The following is a 21,632-nucleotide window of genomic DNA, read 5'->3' on the forward strand; positions in this document are numbered from 1 at the left end:
AGACCCGACGGTATGCAAGCCGCTCATAATGCTACGACGACCCGGCGATGATGGCTACTGCTGGCTGCGCGAGCGGGCGTCCTTGAGCTCGCCCAGCAACGCTCGCGCGAGCCGCTGGAACTCGTCGTGCGTGCGCGTTCCCGGACGGACGCCGATGCGGCCGCCACCCTCAGTGAAGTGGAGCTCGACGGGCGCCACGAGCCGGTACTCTGGCGGAGGCGGCGCAATCTCAGCGGTGGACGGACCAGGCTCGGGCGGAGATGGCGCAGGCTCAGGCGCGGGCGCTGCGGGCGCGGGCGGGGATGACAGGACGGCTGACGCCGAGGGCTGCGGCGCGGGAGCGTGCGTCGGCGCGGGCGCTGGCTGCGGCGCGGGCGCGGGTGCAGCCGCTGGCTGCGCCGCCTGAATCTCCAGCTCTGCCTGTCGCTCCAGCGAAGCAAGCAGCCGGGCGATGCGCTCGGCCTCGTCCGGCGGCATCGGAGCGCTCTCCACGGGAGCCGGCTCCACAGGCATCGCAGGGGCGACCGGGGCCGGTGCGGAGACCGCCGGCGCGAACGGGTCGGATTCGAGCACGGGCGCCGGCCCGATCGGCAGGATGGGCTCTGGCGTCACCCCGATCTCTGGCGAAGCCGCAGCATTCGCGCGCCCTCGCCGGGCTCGCATACGGCCCGCAACGTACCCGACGATGGCGACCATAAGGTAGACGGCCGAAACGAGGGCGAGGAATGCAAGTCCACCGAGGATGTACAGACGCGGGTCCAGCACCTCAGCTCATGCTTTCCAAGATCCTGTAGAGCAGACCGAGCAACACGGCCTTCACGCTCTCCTTGCTGCGTGCGTCGCACGGCAGGAGCGGCACGTCCGCTGCAAGTCCGAGCTCGGAGCGTATGCGCGTCAGCGACGCGACGTCTTCTGCCTCGATCTTGTTCGCAGCCACGACGAACGGGACGTCGGACATGTTCGTGAAGAACTCGATCATGGAGCGCGCATCGGAGATCGATTCGGCAGACAGCCCGTCCACGAGGAGCACGAAGCCGAGCATGCCCTCCGAGAGCGTCTCCCACATGAACGAGAATCGCTCCTGGCCAGGCGTGCCGAACAGGTAGAGCACCACGTCGTCGGAGATCGTGATCCGACCGAAGTCCATCGCGACGGTCGTCTCGCCGCCACCCTCGCCGGAGACGTCGCTCACTTGGCGCTCCGTCGAAAGCACCGTGATCTCGCTCACCGACTTGATGAACGTGGTCTTGCCGGCGTTGAACGGCCCGGTGACGACGACTTTCACAGACTGCATCCGGATTCCGCTCCTCGTCTACAGCTTCTCGATGCCATCGATGATCTTCAGCACCAGGTCCCGATCGACGAGCCGGTCGCGATGGATCGCCGGCTGCTCGCCTGGCTCGGGAAGCTTCGCTACGGTCGTCGTCGGGCGCGCTCTGCCGGAGCCGCCGCCGGTGAGCGCCGTGATCTCGTCTGTGAGCGCGCTCGAAAGCGTGACGTCCGTCTCGAACTCCGCGAGGTACGCGTCCGTGGAGATGACCTTCGGCGCTTCTTCGGCCTGGGCGGGCGTCGACGCTTCCTCTTCACCGCCCAACGAGCGAAGCAGCTCGCTCAAGGCTTCGTCCGTCGAGACCTGCTCGACTTCGGCTGCCGGCTGCTCGGCCTCCTGGACGCCCAACGGTTCGCGCGCGACCGGCTCTTCTGTCTCGACGGGAAGCTCTCCTAAGCCGAGCGCGAGGAGGTCCTTCTCCAAGTCGCCTGTAGGAGTGAAGGATGGCCCGGACGATGCCGGTGCTTCTGTCGCTTCGATCGGCTGCTCGGCTGCTTCCTCGAGGACCGGCGCCACCGGGATCTCCCCGAGTTCGGCAGGCGATATCGGTCCGATGCCGGGTGCCGCCTCTGCGGTCGGCACAGGCGTCTCAGGAGCCTCCGGCGCGACGAACACCTCCGGCGCCTCTGGAGCGACGAACACCTCCGGAGCTTCGGGTGCTGTGGCAGGCGGCTCGACGGTCTCCGGCACCTCAGGCGCCGGAAGCGGCTCGGATGCGGCCTCTTCTTCCCCGGCGACCGACGCGGCCTCGCTCGCCGGCGCTTCAGGCGGCGCCTGCTGCGGGTGCGGTTTGAGCACGGCGCCCATGACCTGCTCGAAGACGGCCATGTCATCAGCGCTCGGCGCCGCTTTCGGTGCCGCCAGGAACTCCGGCTCCTCCGCTGCTTCACGCACGGGGACGGTCAGGGCCTCCGCTTCTGCAGGGGCCTCGGGAACCGGCTCCGGAGCGACCGTCTGCGCCGACTCGGGAACCGCTGCCGGAGTGCCGACCGTCACGGCCTCCGGAGCGACCGGCTGCACGACAGGAGCAGCAGCGGCCCGCCGCTCCGCCGACTCCGCTGCACGGGCAGCCCGACGCGCCTCGCGTTCCGCCCGCTCGGTGCGCAGACGCTCGACCTCCTCATCGGAAGCGACCTCGAGAAGCCCCGCAGAGAACAGGCCGTAGATGATGCGCGCGACCTCGAAGTCCGTCTTGCCGAGCTCGCGAGCGAGCTCGGCCACGGTGCGCGTGCCGTCAGTGAGCAGCAGCAGGTTCCACTCGGTGGGCTTGAGGGAGATCTCGAAGGTGCCCTCGCCAGGAGCCGTAGCCATCTTGAAGACCATGTCCATCGAGGGGACTTTCTTCTTGATGCGGTTCCACTCCTCGATGCGCCGGCTCCCCTCCATCACGATGTTCTCGATGGAGACGGAAAGCCCGATGTCTTCGTCGACGACTTCCGGCAGGATCTCGAAGTTGAACTCGCCCTCGTCCCACCGCATGAGGTCGAAGATGGTGTCCTGGATCTGCTCTTGCACGAAGGCCTCCAGGACCGGCTGCGTGATGTAGCCCTCGTCGACGAGGATCTGGCCGAGGCGACGCCCGCCGTGCGGCTCGGAGGCGCGGATCTCCATCGCCTTGGCAAGCGCGCTTGGCGTGATGCGCCCTGCGTTCACCAGACGCTGGCCCAACGGCTCTCGGTTCCAGTCCGACTGCGCGAAGAAGACCTCGCCGTCGCGGAACCATATCGACCCCTCCGCGTCCGGACGCTTGATGCGCAAGACCCCCGTCTTCTTGCTCAGCTGGACCAGCTGGAAGACGTCCGGAAGACTGAAGTCTTTGAGGTTGCCGCGAAGCGCCATATCGCTTGCGATCGCCCTTCCTATCTGCGCTGCCTCGGTTGACCGGCGCGGCGCCCCCCGCTACCCGAGAATCTCCGCCACCTGCGCTGCAGCCGTCTTCATATCGTACAGGACAAGCCCGAGCTTGGCTTGCGCGCTCGCCATCACCGTCAGCACCGCACGCGAGCCGGCGGCCACCAACAGCACGTAGCCGTCTTCGCCTTCGATGAACACCTGCGACAGGTGTCCCCTTCCGAGCTCGGTGGCAGCGCGCTCGCCCAGACCGAGAATGGCTGCAGACATAGCGCCGACACGATCCGACTGCATGCCCGCTGGCAGAGCCGCGGCCATCGTGAAGCCGTCCAGGCTCACGAGCGCAGCGGCCTGTATGTCCGGATCGCCCTGGATGAGGCCGTCGAGCACGGCGGCAAGGCGCTCCTCGCGCGAGGCAGGCCGACCCACCGCAGCGACAGGCCGCACTGCAGCGGACGGCTGCTGCACGGCAGCTGGAGCCGGCGGCGCGGGCGCGGCGGCGGGCTCAGGCGCCGGCTGGGGCGCCTCGACGACGGCGGCCGGTGCAGGCGAGGCCGGTGCCGCCGCGGCCGGCTGTCGAGGAATCACGATCGGCGGCTTGAGCAGATCGTCGTCCTCGAGCGGTTGCACGTCGGCATCGCTGATGAAGTAGTCGCCGACTCCTTGGTCGACCATCCCCTACACCTCCGAGTGCGAGTCGTGCGCGGAAGCCCTAACGAACGGACGAGATGCGCCTATGCTGCGCGAACGTGCTCAGTTTCTCACGCTTGGCAGACCGATACAACAGCGAGAACGCGCTCCGCCGCGGCTCTACACGACGACGCGCAGCACCTCTTCGATGGAGGTGAGGCCCAACCGCACCTTCTCGAAGCCGTCCTCGCGCAGCGTGCGCATGCCTTGCGAGACCGCGATCCGCTTGATCTCGTCGCCTGAGGCGTGCTCGACGCACGCCCGTTCGATCTCCTCGGTCACCGTCATGACCTCGTGGATGCCCATGCGGCCCTTGTAGCCGATATTGTTGCACTTGTTGCACCCCACCGGACGATACAGCGTCGGGATGTTGCCCGGCTCGTACGGGAACCCCACTCTGTCGAGCGTCTCCGGATCGGGCGTGTACGGCTGCTTGCAGTCCTTGCACAACCGTCGGGCGAGGCGTTGGGCGAGCACGCAGTTCACGGCCGACGCAGTGAGGAAGGGCTCGACGCCCATCTCCGTCAGGCGCGTGAGGGCAGACGGCGCATCGTTGGTGTGCAGCGTGGACAGAACGAGGTGGCCCGTGAGAGCAGCCTCGATGGCGATGGTGGCCGTCTCCTTGTCGCGGATCTCGCCGATCATCACCACGTCCGGGTCCTGGCGCAGGATCGAGCGGAGCGCCGCCGCGAACGTGAGCCCTGCTTTCTCGTTCACTTGCACCTGCGACAGACCGGCAAGCCGGTACTCGACCGGGTCTTCGACCGTGATGAGGTTGACGGTCGGCTTCGTCGTTCGGTTGATGGCCGCGTACAGCGTGGTGGACTTGCCCGAACCCGTCGGACCTGTGACGAGGATGGCTCCGTACGGCTTGTCGAGCGCCTCGAGCAGCTTCTGCATCGGCTGCTCGAGGAACCCCAGGTCTTCAAGCCCGAGCATGATGGCGTCCTTGCGAAGCAGGCGCATGACTGACATCTCGCCGTTGACCGCGGGAAGCACGGCCACGCGGAAGTCGACCTCCTTGCCGTCCAACACGACGCCGAACCGCCCGTCTTGCGGGATGCGCTTCTCGGCGATGTCCATCCCAGAGGCGATCTTGATCCGGCTGAGGAGCTGGCGATGCAGCTTCTTCGGCGCGCGCATGATCTCCTGGCACACACCGTCGATGCGGTACCGCACACGGAGCTCGTTCTCGAGCGGTTCGACGTAGATGTCGCCCGCGCCTTGACGGATCGCTTCGGTCACGATGACGTTCATGAGCTTGGCGACGGGCGCGCTCTCGTCAGTGGCCTCCTCCTCTGCTTCGCGCTCCGCCTCGACGGTCGTGCTCTCCAAGTCCCCGACCATTCGGTCGACGTCCTGGTGCATCGTCGCGAACTTCTCTATGGCGGCGAGCACGTCGCTCTCGGTGGCCACCACCGGCCGCACCTCGTAGCCGGTGACGATGCGCAGATCGTCGATGGCGAAGATGTTGGCCGGGTCGGCCATCGCCACCAAGATCTCGTCTTCCTCGATCTTGATCGGCAGCGCCTTGTGCCGCTTGGCGAGATCCGGGCTCAGCAGCATTGCTGCGTTCGGATCGACCTCGTAGCCCCCGAGGTCGACGAAGGGAAGCCCCATGTTCTCGGCGACGGCCTGCGCGATCCGTTGCTCGCTCGCGATGCCCATCTCGACGATCACCGAGGTGAGCGAGACGTCCTCTTGCTCGCTTTTCTTGAGCGCCTCTTCGAGCTGCTCGGGCGTGCAGACGCCCGCCTGCACCAAGATCTTGCCGAGACGCCGTCCTGAAGCTGCGGCCGTCATCGCTCGCTCTCCGTGGCAACCGGCCTCGAAAGCGCGTCCTCGGCAGCGCGCCGCATCACGTCACGCGGGACCTTGAGCTGCGAGGCGCCGCTCCATATCTCTATTGCGAGCGCGCCTTGCTCGATAAGCATCGGCAGCCCGCCCATCACAGTCGCGCCAGCATCGCGGGCGACACGCATCAGGTCCGTCTCCAGGCGCTGGTAGATCATATCGCAGACGACCTGTCCCTCGTGCAGCCACTCGGGCGGAACAGGGCTCGGGTCGCCGTCGACCATGCCGACAGGCGTCGCGTTGATGACGAGGTCGGCCGACTCGACCGCCTCCCGGGCGCTGCGGTCGAGCGGCAACGCCGCGGCAGCAGCGCCACGAAGGTACGGCCTCATGCGCTCCACGATCGCTTCCGCGCGTTCCACGGAGCGGTTCACCAGCGTGAGGCTCGCCGCCTTGCCGACGATCAGGCCGACCACCGCGGCCCCCGCTGCGCCGCCGGCGCCGATAACGACGGCCTTCTTGCCAGCAGGATCGAACCCGACCTCCGACTTGAGCGCATCGATGAGCCCTCGGCCATCGGTGTTGTAGCCGACGAGGGTGCCGTCCACGCAGTGCACCGTGTTCACGGCGTCGGCCATCTGCGCGAACATGGCGACCTCGTCGCACAAGGGAAGGATCGCCTGCTTGTACGGCATCGTGACGTTGAACCCCACGAACGGCAGCGAGCGCACAGCATCGACCAGGCGCACGAGCCCCCGTTGGTCGGAAACCGGCAACGGCAGGTACACCCAGTTCAGCTCGAGCGCCTCGTAGGCCGCGTTGTGCATGGCCGGCGACAGCGAGCGGTCGATCGGCCATCCGACGACGCCGGCCAGCTTGGTTCGCCCGTCTATCCGCATGATGACTCCTCGCGAGCGCGTTCGGCGGCGCTCTTCCCCATTATGAGCGACTCGAGCCGCCGAAGCATCAACGTGTGCGGCAAGTCATGCGACGAACGCGGCGGCACCATCACGACTCGGCATCCGACGAGGCGTGCGCCGAGCACGTCAGTGAAGAGCTGATCGCCGATCACCACGCACTCTTGAGCACGGACACCGAGGAGCTTCAGTGCGCGCCAGAACGCGAACGGCAGCGGTTTGACCGCCTTCGCGACGATCGGGAGTCCGAGCTCGGCCGCCACTTCCCGCGCACGCCGGTGCCAGTTGTTCGACACGAGGCACACCGAAAACCCAGCGTCTTTCAGTCCGCCCAGCCACGCGCGCACCGACGCAGGGATGTCCTGGCGGTCGCGCGGCAGGAGCGTGTTGTCCAGGTCGATGATGGCGGCCCTGGCACCGAGCGCCGCAAGCGACTCTGGCGTGATGCTCTCGACGTCCTTGCAGAACCCGTCGGCCTCCAGCACGGTTCCTCACTCGTTGTGGTGGTGATGATGCTCGTTCGCGGCGTCCTCGCCTGCTTCGATGCGTGCGCCGATCTCCCGCATCCTCGCCTCCGCGGCATCGGCCTCGCTCGCAAGCCCGTTCGCGCGAAGGATGTCTCGCGCGAACGCGTAGCACTCGAACTGCTCTTCCAACGATCGGAAGGTCATCCCGGGCCTCAGCACGGCTCGGGCGTACGGGAGCGCTGCCTGGGGGTCGTGCCGGAACAGGTACAGCATCTGCGCGTATGACGCGACGAGGAGGCCTGACCGCGGGTTCGCCTCCATGCCTTTGCGCGCGAGCGCGATGCCCTCTTCCACTTTGCCGTTCCGTGCCACGATCCACGACCCCACGTACCACGGATCGAGCAGCGTGGGGTCGAGCGTGGTGACCATCGCCACCCACGGCAGCATGTAGCGCTGCTCATCCAGCGGCACATCGCGGTAGTACGCGTGGTAGATCGGGTCGATGCGGTTCCACATCACGGCGGCCGCGAACGTCCGAAGACCGCCTAGGTACGACCAGCCGGCGCGCGCGACGACGCGCGTCGTCGTGGTGCGCTCGGCCTGCGGGAAGACCGACTCGCCCGCCGCTTGGCCGATCACTGCGAGCGCAAGAAAGCATGCCGCGAGCACCACGGCGACAGCGCGTTCGCTCCTCTTCAGCGCGGACATCACAGGTCCCTGCCTCCGAAGAGCGCGGCCCCGATGACGAGCAGCACGCCGACGAAGCCCACGAACACGACGAGCATGCTCACGAGGTAGAGCAGAGGAACGCCGTTGCCGTGGGTGACCGGCGCGACGATGTTGAACGCGTCGAGCGACGGGTAGAACGCCCTGAGCGCGAGCGCACCCTCTTCGCCCACGAGTGTCGCTCTCGAGTGGCCGACGAACAGGAACGCCGCCTCGGCGACAATCGCCGTCACCGGCGAGACCACCGTCGAGACAGCGATGCCGAACGCGGCGAGCACTCCCATCTCGAGCCATATGCCGAGCGCGCCGACGGCGAGCAGCCACAGCGGCCTCCCATAGACCACCGCTCCCACGGCGATGTCGACGCCCGTGAACGCGGCCACGAGCACGCCGACCATCGCGAAGGTCCCGAGCCACGTTCCGACGAGGTACTGCCAGCGCGCGACCGGCCGCGCCAGCACAGGGTAGACCGTGCGCCGCTCGACTTCGCTCGGCACGCGCGTCACCGCAAGGCCGAGGGTGACGACGAGCGAGGCCAGAAACGTCACCGCGAGGGCGATCTCGCCGAACACCGCCGTCTCGACCCCGAGCCCGTAGTCTGGCAGCGACGGGATCATCGCCACCATGACGCCCGCGAACACGAGGACCGCCAACAGGATGCGGCGGCGGATGCTGTCGAAGAACACCGCTTCGGCGATCGTGAAGACGCTTCGCATCACGCCACCTCCTCGCCTGCGCTCGCAAGCAGCCGCGCGAAGTAGTCTTCGAGCGATTCTCGCTTCGGCTGGACCGCCAACACCACGCCGCCAGCGTCGTCGATGGCGTCCACCACCGTGCGGACGGCCTCGTCAGGAACCGAGAACGCCCACACGCTGCCGGAGAACGCCACGTCGTCTGCGAGCGCTGCTACCGCCTCCGGCAGCTTCGCGATGCCGCGTGCCCGAACGGCCGTCTTGCCCTCCACGTTCAAGAGCCGGTCGATGTGGTCCTCGGCGACGACCACGCCACGGTTGATGATCGTCACGCGGTCGCACACCGCTTCGACCTCGGAGAGCTGGTGCGAGCTCAAGAGCACGGTGGTGCCCTCGGCACGCAAGTCGAGCATGAGATTGCGCACGTCGCGCTGGCCGACCGGGTCGAGCCCTGAGGCGGGCTCGTCCAGCACGACCACTTCGGGCGACCCCAGCAGCGCCTGCGCGATGCCGAGGCGCTGCAGCATGCCGCGCGAGAACTTCTTGAGCTCCGTGCGCGCCGCATCGGCAAGCCCGACGCGCTCGAGAAGCGAGGCCGCCTCCTCATCGAGGCGCTCTGTCGCGACGCCGGTGAGCGCCCCGTAGAACCGCATGGCCTGCATCGCCGTCAGGTTCACAGGAAAGTACGGCTGCTCCGGCAGGAAGCCGACGCGTCGCCTGCTCGCCAGGTCCAACGCGTCGCGGCCGAGGATCTCGAACCGACCGCCCGTGGGACGGACGAGACCGAGCAGCATCTTGAGCGTGGTGGTCTTGCCTGCTCCGTTGGGCCCCAGCACGCCGTGGATCGTGCCGCGCGCCACGGTGATCGAGACGTCGCGCACGGCCTCCTTCGGCCGCCCGACGAGCGAGCGATAGACCTTCCGGGCCCCCTCGACGCGGATCGCGACGTCAGCGGGTGCATCTACGCTCACGGTACCACCTCCTTCGACTTCGCCTTCGCGCGCTGGAACTCCTCGTAGGTCGCGCAGAAGGTGTGCGAACCGTCCTTTCCGGTGAGGACGTAGTACAGGTACGGAGTGTCGGCAGGCTGCGCCGCCGCCTTGAGCGAGGCAAGTCCCGGGTTCGATATGGGCCCCACCGGAAGCCCAGGGTAGAGGTAGGTGTTGTAGGGGCTGTCGATCTTCAGGTGCTTGTTGAGCAGCCGGGGACGGTTCCCGGGCAGGATGTACTCGATGGTAGCGTCGATCTCGAGCTTCATGCCCTTCCGCAGGCGGTTGTAGATCACCGACGAGACGAGCGGCCGCTCCGTGTCCAACCGCGCCTCACGCTCGATTATCGAAGCGATGATGACGACGTCGTGCAGCGTGAGGTTCTTGCTCGCCGCGTAGCTCAGGTCGACCTGGGCGATCTCCTTGTCGAACTGGTCGAGCATGGCGCGCACCACGTCGTCCGCCGTCATCTGTTCCCTGATACGGTAGGTCTTCGGGAAGAGATACCCCTCGAGGGAGCCGGTCTTGACGTCGTGGAGGTAGGGCCTGTCCGCCGCGTACTTCGCCGCACCGTGCTTCGCGAGCACGAGGAACTCGTCTGCCGGTATCCCGGCCTTCTCCTCGAGACGCGCGGCGATCTGATCGATGGTGAAGCCTTCGGGAATCGTGACGTCCACGTACGCGACCGGCGGGCCTGCGAGCAGCTTCTTCACGAGATCGTCGTACGGCATGCGCGTCGCGAGGTCGTACGTGCCTGGCTTGAACGCGCCGTCGACGCCGTCGAGCCGGGCCCGCAGCCGGAACATCTGCGCGTTCTCGACCACACCGGCCTCGGCGAGGATGCGCGCGATGTCCGCCGTGCCGGAGCCTTCCGGCACCGTGACTGTGACCGGCCTTCCGGCCTCGACCCGCACGTCGGGCTTGAGGAGCAGCGTGTAGGCAGCGAACGTCGGGACGCCGAGCGCGATGACGAGACCGGCGAGCACGACGAGCGCGAGCAGCGTCTTGCGGCGGCGCGCTCGCTCCTCCGGGCGCATGCGGCCGACGGGCGGCCGGTCGCCAGCCGCGATCTGCCGCTCCTCGCGCGGCACACGGCGACGCGCCGGTCGTGGCACGCGCCTGTCGTCCCGTGCCCGCTCACGACCCATCGGATCGCCTCGCCTTCCGCCGATCCAGGTATGCTTGCAGCATGATCGCGGCGGCCGCCGCGTCGAGGCGTCCGCGCTGGGAGCGCCCCCTCACGCCGCCCGAGCGCATGGCGGAGCTCGCCGCTACCGTCGTGAGCCGCTCGTCGAAGTACTCCACGGGAAGCCCGAGAACCTCTTTCAGCGCCTCGCCTGCCACCCGGGCGCTTCTCGCCTGCGGACCTTCCTCGCCTGCCATCGTGACGGGCAAGCCGACCACGAGAAGCTCGACGCCTTCTTCCTCCACGATCGCCTTCAGTTCGCGCGGGTCGCGAAGCAGCTGCTTGGCGTCGAGCACGCACCGTGGCGTGGCGACCGTGCCGCTCGGGTCAGAGATGGCGACACCGACCCGGACGCTCCCGATGTCGAGTCCGAGCACGCGCACCGCTCATCCGGTCCCGAGGGCGGCGCGCACCCGAGCGAGCGCGTCGTCGACCGCGCCCGGATCCTTGCCGCCCGCCTGCGCGAACGCGGGCTTCCCGCCGCCGCCTCCGCCGACGATCCGGGCCGCCTCGCGCACGAGCGCGCCGGCGTCGAAGCCCTTCGCGACCGCCTCGTCCGTTCCAGCGGCGACCAGCAGCACCGCCCCCTCGTTCACGCTCGCGAGGAACACGGCGCCGGAAGCCGCGCGGAGCTCGTCGGCGAGCGCTCGCAGCGCCTGCGCATCGAGGCCATCGACGCGTCCGATCCGCACGGTGTACCCCGCAGCGGCGACCGCTTCGGGAACGGCAGCGGCGTCCACAGAGCGCGTCGCGGCGGCCTTCGCGCGCGCCTCTGCCTGCTTCACCCGCTCGAGCAGCGCTTCGACCTTGCCGGGCAGCTCGGCTGTCCGGGCCTTGAGCGTCCGCTCGAGCTCTGCGAGCACCGCTTCTTCGCGGTACACGAACTCGAGCGCGTCGAACGACGTCACCGCCTCGATGCGGCGCAGGTTCGCGCCGATGCTGCCTTCCGAGACGATCTTCAAGAACCCGATCTCGCTCGTTCGGCCGACGTGCGTGCCACCGCACAGCTCCTTGCTGAAGTTGCCGACCTCGAGCACGCGCACGATCTCGCCGTACTTCTCCCCGAACAGCGCGGTCACGCCCATCTCGCGCGCGGTGGCAAGCGAGGTCTCGTAGTTGCGCACCGGATGGTTCTCCATGATCTTGGCGTTCACCAGCCGCTCGATCTTCTGGAGCGCCTCCGCGCCGGGCGCCTCGAAGTGCGTGAAGTCGAAGCGGAGCCGGTCCGGCGCCACGAGCGAACCGGACTGCCGCACGTGCTCGCCGAGCACCGTGCGGAGCGCCCAGTGCAGGATGTGGGTCGCCGTGTGGTTGCGCCGGATGCGCTCCCGGCGCGCCACGTCGATGGCAGCGTGCACGCTGTCTCCTACAGAAAGCGTGCCGCTCTCGAGCACGCCGACATGCGAGATCACACCGGGCGCCGGAACTTTGGCGTCATTGACGACGAAGCGCGCGCGTTCGGATGCGATGATGCCCGTATCGCCGACCTGGCCGCCCTGCTCGCCGTAGAACGGCGTTGCGGCGAGCACCACTTCGGCCTCCGTGCCGGCCTCGATCGTCTCGACCTGCTCGCCGCCGACGACGATGCCTGCCACGACCGTGTCGCACTCGTCTTTCGCGTATCCGACGAACTCGACGCCGCCGAGCCGCTTCCCGATCTCTGCGAAGGCCGCGCTGATGCCGCTCCACGACTCGTCCTGGACGGCCGCGCGCGCCCGCTCGCGCTGCTCGTGCATGTGCCGCTCGAACGCCTCGTGGTCGACGGACAGGCCGGACTCCCCGGCGATCTCGGAGGTGAGCTCGAACGGGAACCCGTAGGTGTCGTGCAGCATGAACGCGAACCCGCCGTCGAGCGTCGAGGCGCCGCTTGTCTTCGTGCGCTCGATCTCGCTGGTCAGGAGTGCAAGCCCTTGCTTGAGCGTCGCCCCGAATCGCTCCTCCTCGCTCAGCACGATGCGCTTCACCAAGCCGTGGTGCTCCACGATCTCGGGATAGGCGTCCCCCATCCGCGCCACGACCTCGTCGACGAGCTCGCCCAGGAACGGCCGCTCGACCCCGAGCAGCCGCCCGTGTCGGACCGCTCGGCGAAGCAAGCGCCTCAGCACGTAGCCGCGGCTTTCGTTGGACGGGAGCACGCCGTCGGCGATGAGGAACGTCACCGCGCGCGCGTGGTCGGTCAGGATGCGGAGCGAGGTGTCGGTCTTCGCCGAGCGGCCGTACTCGACGCCGGAGATGCGCTCCGCCACGGCGAGGATGCCGCGCAGGATGTCGGTCTCGAAGTTGGAGTGCACGCCTTGCATGATCGCAGCGACGCGCTCGAGGCCCATGCCGGTATCGATGTTCTTCTTCGGCAACGGCACGAGCGTGCCGTCTTCTTGCCTGTCGTACTGCATGAAGACGAGGTTCCAGTACTCCAAGAACCGGTCGCAGTCGCATCCCGGGGCGCAGTCCGGCGAGCCGCATCCCACCTCGGGTCCCTGGTCGTAGTACAGCTCCGAGCACGGACCGCACGGACCGGTGGGGCCGGCGCTCCAGAAGTTGTCCTTCGCGCCCATGCGCACGATCCGCTCGGCAGGCACGCCGACCTCGTCGCGCCAGACCGCCTCGGCCTCGTCATCGTCCTCGTAGATGGAGAACCACAGCCGGTCGGGATCGAGGCCGAGCACCTGCGTCGAGTACTCGTACGCCCAAGCGCACGCCTCGCTCTTGAAGTAGTCGCCGAAGCTGAAGTTGCCCAGCATCTCGAAGAAGCTGTGGTGGCGGCCGGTGGTGCCGATGATGTCGATGTCGGTCGTGCGCGCGCACTTCTGGCAGGTGGTCGCGCGCGTGTACCCGGGATCCACGAGCCCTAAGAACACGGGCTTGAACTGCACCATCCCTGCCGAGGTGAGCAGAAGCGACGGGTCATCCGGCACAAGCGATGAGGACGGCACCCTCGTGCAGCCCTTGCCCTCGAAGAACTGAAGGAAGCTTTCGCGGATCTCTGCAGACTTCACCTAGCGCTCCTCGTCCGTCATCGCACTGCGGTCATCGGTCTCGCACGGCACCGCGCTCCGGAACAGCGCGCCGTTCTCCGTCGCAAGGCTCGAGTCGGTCCACTTCTCGAAGTAGTAGACGAACAGCCCTTTGGCGATCGCGGCCACCGGGATCGCGAGCACCATGCCCACGATGCCCGCGAGCGCCGCGCCAGTGAGCAGCGAGAATATCACGAGCACAGGATGCAGGTCGACCTGCTCGGACATCACACGAGGCGTGATGAACATGTCGGTGATCTGCTGGGCGCCGATGACCACCAGCACCGCCCACAGCGCGAGCCACGGGCTGACGAACGCCGCGGCGATCGCCGAGATGACTTCGGCGACAAGCGGTCCGAACCACGGAACGATGTTGAGAGCGCCCGCGAGCAGCCCGAGCACGAGCGCGTAGGGAACGCCGAGCACCGTGAACCCGATGGTGACGATGACGGCGGTGGTGGCCGACACGATGGCCTGGCCGCGCAGGTACCCGCTCAGCACCGTCGACACCTTGCCGATCACGATGGACGCCTCGTCGCGACGCTTCGGTCCAGCGAGCGCCACGAACTCGCGCTTGATGACCTCCATGTCTTTGAGCAGCCAGAACGCCACCACGAGCGCAAGGAAGACGTTCAGAAGGAAGCTCACCGCACCGCCGCCGACCGAGAACAGCGTCTTGGCGAGGTTCGCCGACCAGGACGCGAGCTGCTCCGCGAGCCCGTCACGGATGCCCACCAGCGCGTCGTCAAGCCATGACGGCCACGCGACGGCGCTGTACTGCCGCTGCACCTGCCCCCACAGGTCGAGAACGCGGTCGTAGTAGCCAGGGAACGCGCCGAGGAACTGCCGGACCTGGTCGACGAGCGGCGGCACGATGAAGAGCCCCAGGACCGCGAGCGCGGCCAGGATGGCGAGGTAGCAGACCGCGACGGCGGCGCCGCGTTTCAGCCTGCGCCGCTCCAGCGCGGCCACAGGCGTCCGCAGCAGGAAGACGATCACGAGCGCGAGCCCGAACGGCACGAGGGCCGGGGAGATCCGGACGAGCGCGAACACAGAAGCGGCAGCAAGGATGAGCACCCCCACGAGCGCCCACGACACCGTGAGCACGCGACGCCAGCGCTCGAGCGACTCCGACCGGTCCGGCATCCTCACACCCCCTCGGGGACGAGCGCGTCCCGCAAGACCTTGAGCGTCTTGCGCAACATCCGCGAGACCTGCATCTGCGAGACGCCCAATCTCGCTGCGATCTCGGTCTGTGTGAGCCCCTCGAAGAACCGCAGGTACAAGACGTGCTGCTCGAGAGGCGTGAGCTGTTTGAGCCCCTCGGCGAGCACGGCCCTGTCTTCGACGACGTCGATGAGGTGGTCGTTCTTGCCGATGTACTCCAGGATCGAGAAGGTCGAGTCCTGGTTCTCGCTGTTCCTGTCCCCTTCGAGCGACACGAAGTTGTACGCTTCGCTCGATTCGAGCGCCTCGAGCACCTCTTCTGCCGTCGCCCCGACACGTTCGCCGATCTCCTCGATCGTCGGAGCGCGCTGGAGCTCTTGCGTGAGCGCGTCGAGCGACTGGTTCACCTTGAACGACAGCTCCTGCAGACGCCGCGGCACCTTCACCGCCCAGCCCTTGTCACGGAAGTGCCGCTTGATCTCCCCGACGATCGTGGGCGTCGCGTACGTCGTGAACTCCACGTCGCGGTCGATGTCGAACCGGTCGATGGCTTTGATGAGCCCGATCGTGCCGACTTGGATGAGGTCGTCGAGCGGCTCGCCGCGGTTCCGGAACCTGCTCGCGAGGTAGCGCACGAGGTTCAGGTACATCGAGACGAGCTCGTCCCTGGCCGCCTCGTCGCCGTGCTCACGGTAGCGGCGGAACAGCTCGCGGGTCCGCGCCTTGTCCCACACGAGACGCCGCACGGGTTTCTTCGAGGAGCCGGACACGATCACTCCTCGTCGTCCGACGCGCGCTTGACGATGCGAAGCCGGGCGCCATCGTCGCCGGGCTCCACGACGAACGTGTCGCACACGGCTTCGAGGATGAACGACGCGTAGCGTCCGGGCGCGTCCTGGAGCGGATCTTCCGACTCGCCCACGGAGGCGATGGGGCCGACGCACATCGTCAGCTCCTCGTCTGTGAGCTCGAACTGGAAGACGACCGTGCCGGTCTCAGACGTCCTGCTGCACGCGTACACGAACGCTTCGTCGGCCGCCATGCGCACGTCTTCGATGCGGTCGTACGGCATCCCAAGCCGCACCGCGAGCTCTGAGGCCGTCATGCGGACCGTGCGCGCGTACTCGCCGCGCGCGGGCACGGTGAGCGTGACCTGTTCTGGTGCCATGCTTCCTCCGTTCTTGGAGCGGCTCACGACCGCCGTGCACGAGAGATGGCGCGCGCGATCCTGCCGCCGAGCGAGCTCAACGCCTCCACGGGCGACTTGATGACGTCTGTGGCTGTCGACACGGTGTCCGACACGTTCTCCACGTCGCTCACGATCCCGTCGATCCGCAAGAGCTCGACGTTCGCCGCGTCTACGGCCACGTCGATCTTCTCCAGAAGCGGCGGGAGCGTCTGCTCGAGGTGCGCCACGACCCGCTCGGTCCGGTGGGCGAGCCGCACCACTTCGACCGCCGCATAGATCGCGACGCCGAGTGCGACGATGCCCAGGACTGCAAGGACGATCGACAACGGTGCCATCTGCTCTCACGCGCCCTTCGTGCCGACGTGCGCTGCCGTTCCAGTGTAGCAAACGGCGGGCCTTTCAGAGCGCGTCGTCGCCCTCGTGCGCTGGCGCTGGCGGCTCGTCCTTCGGCCGGTAGAAGCGTCTGCCAGCGAGCTCTGGCGGCAGGTAGGTCTGGGAGGCCGCTTCGGCGGGGCGGTCGTGCGGATAGACGTACTCCGGGTAGGTCTCGGCGCCGGGACGATGCCGGTCGCGCAGGTGCTCTGGCACGGCGGTCGCCGGCCCCGCTTCGACCTCGGCCATCGCTTCGTCGATCGCCCGGTAGCACGCGTTGGACTTCGGCGCGAGCGCCAGGTAGATTGCGGCGTGCGCGAGGTTGATGCGGCACTCTGGAAGCCCCACGAACTCGGCGGCCTTCACCGCAGCGTGCGCCACCGAGAGCGCCTGCGGATCGGCCATCCCGACGTCTTCGGACGCGAAGATGAGCATGCGCCTCGCGATGAACTTCGGGTCCTCGCCGCCTGCGATCATGCGCGCAAGGTAGTACACGGCAGCGTCCGGATCGCTCCCGCGCATCGACTTGATGAAGGCCGACGCGAGGTCGTAGTGCTCGTCGCCTGCCTTGTCGTAGCGCAGGTGCCGGGTCTGCGTCACCTCTGCCACGTGCTCTGCCGTGATGTGCGCGAGGCCGTCTCGGCCGCGAGGCGCGATCGACGCGGCGAGCTCGAGGGCCGTGAGCGCGGCGCGCGCGTCGCCTGATGCCGCGAGCACGATGCGGTCCTCGGCCGCCGGCTCCAGCACCACCTGGCCGCCGAGGCCGCGCTCGGCATCGCTGACGGCGCGCCGGACGATCGTCCGCACAGCGTCATCGGACAGCGCGCGCATGACGATCACGCGCGAGCGGCTGATGAGCGGCGCTGCCACCTCGAAGAACGGGTTCTCCGTTGTGGCGCCGACGAGCACGATGAGCCGGTCTTCCACCGCGTGCAGCAGCGCGTCTTGCTGCGTCTTGTTGAAGCGGTGGATCTCGTCGATGAAGACGATCGTGCGCTTGCCGGTCATCGCGAGCCGGTTGCGCGCCTGGTCGATGAGGGCCCGGACCTCCTTGACCCCGGAGGTCACAGCGGAGATCTCCTCGAAGTGTGCCTGGCTCGCTCGTGCGATCACGCGCGCGAGCGTCGTCTTGCCGCACCCCGGCGGGCCGTAGAGGATGACGGACGTGAGCGTGTCGGTCTGGACGGCGTGCCGCACGAAGGTGCCCGGCCCGACCACCTCGTCCTGGCCAACGATCTCGTCGAGCGTCCGCGGTCGCATCCGCACCGCGAGCGGCGCCGAAGCCGCGAGCGCGTCGTCAGCACTGGTCGAGAACAGATCGTCCATCGCAAGCGCCGCGTCACTGCGTGGCGCGCAGCACCTCGCGCTCGATGACGTCACGATCCACGAAGCCGAGCCAGCGCCAGGTGATGTAGCCGTTGCGGTCCACCACGATGATGTACGGCGTCGCCTTCACCCCGAGGTCGGCGGCGAGCCCGGCCGCTTGCTTCGCTGCCTCCGTCGCCTGCCCGGAGTCGCCGCCATTGACGTCGAAGGCGACAAGGTCGATGAGCCCGCGGTAGTCGCTCAGAACGGCATCGATCTCCCCGCGCTGCTCCTTGGTCTCCGGCTCGCTGGAGTCGTAGAAGAACAGGAGCATCGGGCGGCCAGCATCCAGCTTCGACTGCACTGTGCTCGGCAGTGCGGTTGAGAGGGTGGACGGGAAGGGCACGAGCGTGGGGGTCTCCTCCGGCGAGCGGTCGACGGTCGTCGGCTGCTGCTGCGCAGAGCGCGCGGGAGCCTGCTGCGCCGGCTGCTGTGTGTCCGTTTGCTTGGTGCCGCCTCCCCCGCCGCCGCACCCCACGAGGGTCAGCGCACACGAAGCGACGACGATTGCTGCGATGAACCTGCGCATCGACACCCTCCCGACATCGGCAAGACAACGACTCCGCCTCGCGCGCTTCGGCAGGTGAACCTGCCTAAGCAGGTGGGTGCCCGCACCACGGCTTCGCGCTTCCCCAACGAGGGGGATACCGTTCCACCGAGGGATCGTTAGGGCTCCCTATCAAGAAGCGTTGGTTCGACCATTTTGGCCGAAGCAGCGCAAGGCGAAGCACTTGTATCGTAGCACCTGCTGCGACTCGCTGCCACCGCGTGCGAGCACCGTCCGACGACCGGGCGGTGCAAGCCTGTTGCGCGGCTGCTTCTCACTCCAGCCGCAGGTGCACCTCGCGAAGCTGGCGCGCTGAGACCCGCCCCGGCGCGCCGGTGAGCGGACAGGCGCCGGACGACGTCTTCGGGAACGCGATGACGTCGCGGATCGAGTGCTTGTGGGCAAGAAGCATCACGAGCCTGTCGAGACCGAGCGCGATACCGCCGTGCGGCGGCGCCCCGTAGGTGAGCGCGTCCAGAAGGAAGCCGAACTGCTCGCGGGCCTCGCCCTCAGCGATGCCGAGCACCTTGAGCACGCGCTGCTGCAAGCCGGCGTCGTGGATACGGAGCGTCCCGCCGCCCACCTCGATGCCGTTGATGACCAGGTCGTACGAGTACGAGAGCACGGAGGCCGGGTCCGACTCGACCAGCTCGACGTGCTCGTCGAACGGCCGCGTGAACGGGTGATGGTTCGCGCTCCACTTGTCCTCTTCGGTGTCCCACTTGAACAGCGGAAAGTCCACCACCCACAGGCACGCGAAGCCGTCTGCCGCGAGGCCGAGCTCGCCTGCGAGGTGGGTCCTGAGCGTGCCCAAGACCTCGTTCGCGACCATCCGCTCGTCCGCTGCGAACAGCACCAGGTCGCCCGGCTCGACGCCCAGACGCTCCGTGAGAGCGGCCATCTCCTCCTCGCTCAAGAACTTGGCGATCGGGGAGCGCACCTCGCCTTCGGAGGTGAACGCGATCCACGCGAGGCCCTTCGCGCCCACCTCGGCCGCGACCGGCGCGAGCGCGTCGATCCGACCGCGGCTCCAGTCGCCAGCACCTTTCGCAGCGATCGCCTTGACGACGCCGTCAGAGGCGAGCGCGGACGCGAACACCTTGAACGATGTGCCCGCGAAGACGTCCGACAGGTCGACGAGCTCCATCCCGAAGCGCAGATCCGGCCTGTCGCTGCCGAACCGGTCCATCGCCTCGGCGTAGGTCAGGCGCGGGAGCGGGAGCGGCAGGTCGACGTTCGCCTCGCGCAGCACCTCGTGCATGACCTCTTCCATCATCACAAGGAGGTCCTCTTGCGTGATGAACGACATCTCGATGTCCACCTGCGTGAACTCGGGCTGGCGGTCGGCCCGCAGGTCCTCGTCACGGAAGCAGCGCGCGATCTGGTAGTACCGCTCGATGCCGCCCACCATCAGGAGCTGCTTGTAGAGCTGCGGCGACTGCGGAAGCGCGTAGAACTCGCCGGGATTCAGCCGGCTCGGAACGATGAAGTCCCGCGCGCCCTCCGGCGTTGAGCGACCGAGCATCGGCGTCTCGACCTCGATGAAGCCGCGACGCTCGAGCGACTTTCGGAAGCGCTGCGTGATGCGGTCGCGCAGCACGAGAGCGTCGAGCACCTCAGGCCGCCGCATGTCGATGTAACGATACTTCAGCCTGAGCGTCTCGTCGGTGGCGACCGCGCTTTCGACCTCGAACGGCGGCGTCTCGGCACGGTTCAGCACCTCCGCCTCCGTGACGAGCACCTCGACCTCGCCCGTCGCGAGCGCGGGGTTCTCGGTCCCTGCCGGACGCCTGCGCACGTCGCCCGTGAGCTTCACGACCCACTCGGGCCGCATGGACTCGGCGAGCGCGAACGCCGCCTTCGAGTCCTCCGGGTCGAACACGCACTGCACGAGACCGCTCCGGTCGCGCAGGTCCACGAAGATGAGCCCGCCGTGGTCGCGCCGCCGGTGGACCCACCCAGCGAGCGTCACCGTCGTGCCCGCATCGGCAGCGCGCAGGGCACCCGCCACGTGCGTGCGGATCGAATACCGTGCATCGAACATGAGCAGCCTCTCTAGCCGATAAGCGCCGCGACGTGCGCCGGCACGTCAGCGAGCGCGACCCGTCGTTCGTCCTTCGTCACCATATCCCGCACCGTCGCCTCGCCTGCTGCGAGCTCATCAGGCCCGACGACGACAGCCACGCGAGCACCGAGCTTGTCCGCGTGCTTGAACTGCGCCTTGAGGCTCCGGCCGCGGTGGTCGAGCTCGGCGGCGACGCCTGCGTCCCGAAGCGCCATCGCGAGCGAGAACGCCGCTTCGCGCACGCTCTCGTCGACGGCCGCGATGTACGCCGCGACGCCCTCGCCCGCGCCCGGCTCGATACCGGCGGCCTTCAAGGCGAGCAGCGTGCGCTCGAACCCGAGCGCGAAGCCGAGCCCGGGCGTCGCAGGACCGCCGAGCGTCGAGAACAGCCCGTCGTACCGCCCGCCCCCGCCGATCGCGTTCTGTGCGCCGAGTCCTTCGGCCTGCACTTCGAAGACGGTGCGGGTGTAGTAGTCGAGCCCCCGTACGAGCCGCGGCTCCTCCTCGTACGCGATGCCGAGCGCGTCCAGGTGCTGCTTGACGGCCTCGTAGTGCGCCCGACAGTCGTCGCACAACGCCTCGGAGATGCGCGGCGCTTCTGCCATCACGCGCTGGCAGCCCTCGTTCTTGCAGTCGAAGGCGCGAAGCGGGTTCGTGTCCGCGCGGCGGCGGCACTCATCGCAGAGCGCGGCCTCGTGCGCCCGGATGTAGGCCGCGACCGAGTCGCGGTAGGCCGGGCGGCAGGCCTCGTCGCCCATGCTGTTCACGAGCAGCCGCATCCTGTCACGCGGCAGCCCGAGCATCTCGAAGTACCGCACGAGAAGCGCGATCACCTCGGCGTCCGCGCTCGGCTCTCCGGCTCCGAGAAGCTCGACGCCGATCTGCCAGAACTGGCGCATGCGGCCCTTCTGTGGGCGCTCGTAGCGGAACATCGGGCCGGCGTAGTAGAGCTTGGCGACCGCGCCGTGCGGCACGAGCGCGTGCTCGACTGCCGCCCGAACGACGCCGGCGGTGCCCTCAGGACGCAGCGTGAGCGAGCGGCCGGAACGGTCCTCGAAGGTGTACATCTCCTTCGAGACGATGTCGGTCGCCTCGCCGATGCCTCGTGCGAACAGCTCGGTGTGCTCGAAGAGCGGAGTGTAGATGGGTTCGTAGCCGTACCGCTCGAAGAGCGCCTGCGCCGCGGCCGAGAGCCGCTCCCACGCGCGAGCGGTCTCGGGAAGCATGTCGACGGTGCCTTTCGGGGCGCGGAGCTCCACGGGGTGCCTTTC

General features: G+C 68.1%; 21 protein-coding genes and 1 other RNA gene. All 22 read right to left on the bottom strand.

Features of this window, described 5'->3' with window-relative positions; translation table 11 throughout:
- Window positions 1-54: 54 nt before the first annotated feature.
- The 22 genes from MX659_RS06120 to hisS all read right to left on the bottom strand — a co-directional run bounded on the left by MX659_RS06120 (window position 55) and on the right by hisS (window position 21,620).
- Window positions 55-765: a hypothetical protein gene (locus MX659_RS06120; protein ID WP_267192598.1), complete on the bottom strand. Its 711-nt coding sequence runs from the start codon at window positions 763-765 to the stop codon at window positions 55-57.
- Between the two features lies 1 nt (window position 766).
- Window positions 767-1,294, bottom strand: a complete 528-nt coding sequence (locus MX659_RS06125) for a GTP-binding protein (RefSeq protein ID WP_267192599.1) — start codon at window positions 1,292-1,294, stop codon at window positions 767-769.
- 18 nt (window positions 1,295-1,312) lie between these two features.
- Window positions 1,313-3,169, bottom strand: a complete 1,857-nt coding sequence (locus MX659_RS06130) for a DUF4388 domain-containing protein (RefSeq protein WP_267192600.1) — start codon at window positions 3,167-3,169, stop codon at window positions 1,313-1,315.
- Between the two features lie 60 nt (window positions 3,170-3,229).
- Window positions 3,230-3,856, bottom strand: a complete 627-nt coding sequence (locus MX659_RS09100) for a roadblock/LC7 domain-containing protein (protein ID WP_323745493.1) — start codon at window positions 3,854-3,856, stop codon at window positions 3,230-3,232.
- Window positions 3,857-3,991: 135 nt separating this feature from the next.
- Window positions 3,992-5,674, bottom strand: a complete 1,683-nt coding sequence (locus MX659_RS06140; RefSeq protein ID WP_267192601.1) for a GspE/PulE family protein — start codon at window positions 5,672-5,674, stop codon at window positions 3,992-3,994.
- A complete protein-coding gene (gene aroE, locus MX659_RS06145) occupies window positions 5,671-6,564 on the bottom strand; it encodes a shikimate dehydrogenase (RefSeq protein WP_267192602.1) in 894 nt (297 codons plus the stop codon). The genes MX659_RS06140 and aroE overlap by 4 nt, the downstream gene beginning before the upstream one ends.
- Window positions 6,555-7,067 carry a YqeG family HAD IIIA-type phosphatase gene (locus tag MX659_RS06150; RefSeq protein ID WP_267192603.1) on the bottom strand — a complete coding sequence of 171 codons (513 nt, stop codon included), beginning with the start codon at window positions 7,065-7,067 and terminating at the stop codon, window positions 6,555-6,557. The genes aroE and MX659_RS06150 overlap by 10 nt, the downstream gene beginning before the upstream one ends.
- A 6-nt stretch (window positions 7,068-7,073) precedes the next feature.
- Window positions 7,074-7,757: a hypothetical protein gene (locus MX659_RS06155; protein ID WP_267192604.1), complete on the bottom strand. Its 684-nt coding sequence runs from the start codon at window positions 7,755-7,757 to the stop codon at window positions 7,074-7,076.
- A complete protein-coding gene (locus MX659_RS06160) occupies window positions 7,757-8,494 on the bottom strand; it encodes an ABC transporter permease (protein WP_267192605.1) in 738 nt (245 codons plus the stop codon). Before MX659_RS06160 ends, MX659_RS06155 begins: the two co-directional genes overlap by 1 nt.
- Complete coding sequence (locus MX659_RS06165) at window positions 8,491-9,438, bottom strand: ABC transporter ATP-binding protein (protein ID WP_267192606.1); 948 nt, start codon at window positions 9,436-9,438, stop codon at window positions 8,491-8,493. The genes MX659_RS06160 and MX659_RS06165 overlap by 4 nt, the downstream gene beginning before the upstream one ends.
- Complete coding sequence (mltG, locus tag MX659_RS06170) at window positions 9,435-10,604, bottom strand: endolytic transglycosylase MltG (RefSeq protein ID WP_267192607.1); 1,170 nt, start codon at window positions 10,602-10,604, stop codon at window positions 9,435-9,437. Before mltG ends, MX659_RS06165 begins: the two co-directional genes overlap by 4 nt.
- Window positions 10,594-11,025: a Holliday junction resolvase RuvX gene (gene ruvX / locus MX659_RS06175; RefSeq protein ID WP_267192608.1), complete on the bottom strand. Its 432-nt coding sequence runs from the start codon at window positions 11,023-11,025 to the stop codon at window positions 10,594-10,596. Before ruvX ends, mltG begins: the two co-directional genes overlap by 11 nt.
- Before the next feature lie 3 nt (window positions 11,026-11,028).
- Window positions 11,029-13,638 (bottom strand): alanine--tRNA ligase, encoded by a 2,610-nt coding sequence (gene alaS, locus MX659_RS06180; RefSeq protein ID WP_267192609.1) that lies wholly within the window; start codon window positions 13,636-13,638, stop codon window positions 11,029-11,031.
- A complete protein-coding gene (locus MX659_RS06185) occupies window positions 13,639-14,802 on the bottom strand; it encodes an AI-2E family transporter (protein ID WP_267192610.1) in 1,164 nt (387 codons plus the stop codon).
- Between the two features lie 2 nt (window positions 14,803-14,804).
- Entirely contained in the window at window positions 14,805-15,593 is a 789-nt protein-coding gene (locus tag MX659_RS06190; protein ID WP_267192611.1) for a SigB/SigF/SigG family RNA polymerase sigma factor, read from the bottom strand.
- Window positions 15,594-15,595: 2 nt separating this feature from the next.
- Window positions 15,596-15,991: an ATP-binding protein gene (locus MX659_RS06195; RefSeq protein WP_267192612.1), complete on the bottom strand. Its 396-nt coding sequence runs from the start codon at window positions 15,989-15,991 to the stop codon at window positions 15,596-15,598.
- Window positions 15,992-16,014: 23 nt separating this feature from the next.
- Complete coding sequence (locus tag MX659_RS06200; protein ID WP_267192613.1) at window positions 16,015-16,347, bottom strand: hypothetical protein; 333 nt, start codon at window positions 16,345-16,347, stop codon at window positions 16,015-16,017.
- A gap of 64 nt (window positions 16,348-16,411) precedes the next feature.
- Window positions 16,412-17,710 (bottom strand): replication-associated recombination protein A, encoded by a 1,299-nt coding sequence (locus MX659_RS06205; RefSeq protein WP_267192614.1) that lies wholly within the window; start codon window positions 17,708-17,710, stop codon window positions 16,412-16,414.
- Window positions 17,711-17,723: 13 nt separating this feature from the next.
- Window positions 17,724-18,278, bottom strand: a complete 555-nt coding sequence (locus tag MX659_RS06210; protein ID WP_267192615.1) for a thioredoxin domain-containing protein — start codon at window positions 18,276-18,278, stop codon at window positions 17,724-17,726.
- A gap of 26 nt (window positions 18,279-18,304) precedes the next feature.
- A non-coding RNA gene (ssrS, locus tag MX659_RS06215) (6S RNA) lies at window positions 18,305-18,471 on the bottom strand.
- A gap of 99 nt (window positions 18,472-18,570) precedes the next feature.
- Window positions 18,571-20,340 (bottom strand): aspartate--tRNA ligase, encoded by a 1,770-nt coding sequence (gene aspS, locus MX659_RS06220; RefSeq protein ID WP_267192616.1) that lies wholly within the window; start codon window positions 20,338-20,340, stop codon window positions 18,571-18,573.
- Window positions 20,341-20,351: 11 nt separating this feature from the next.
- Entirely contained in the window at window positions 20,352-21,620 is a 1,269-nt protein-coding gene (hisS, locus tag MX659_RS06225) for a histidine--tRNA ligase (RefSeq protein WP_267192617.1), read from the bottom strand.
- Between the last annotated feature and the right edge of the window lie 12 nt (window positions 21,621-21,632).

The organism is Parvivirga hydrogeniphila (genome assembly GCF_023371205.1).
Taxonomy (GTDB): Bacteria; Actinomycetota; Coriobacteriia; order Anaerosomatales; family Anaerosomataceae; genus Parvivirga; species Parvivirga hydrogeniphila.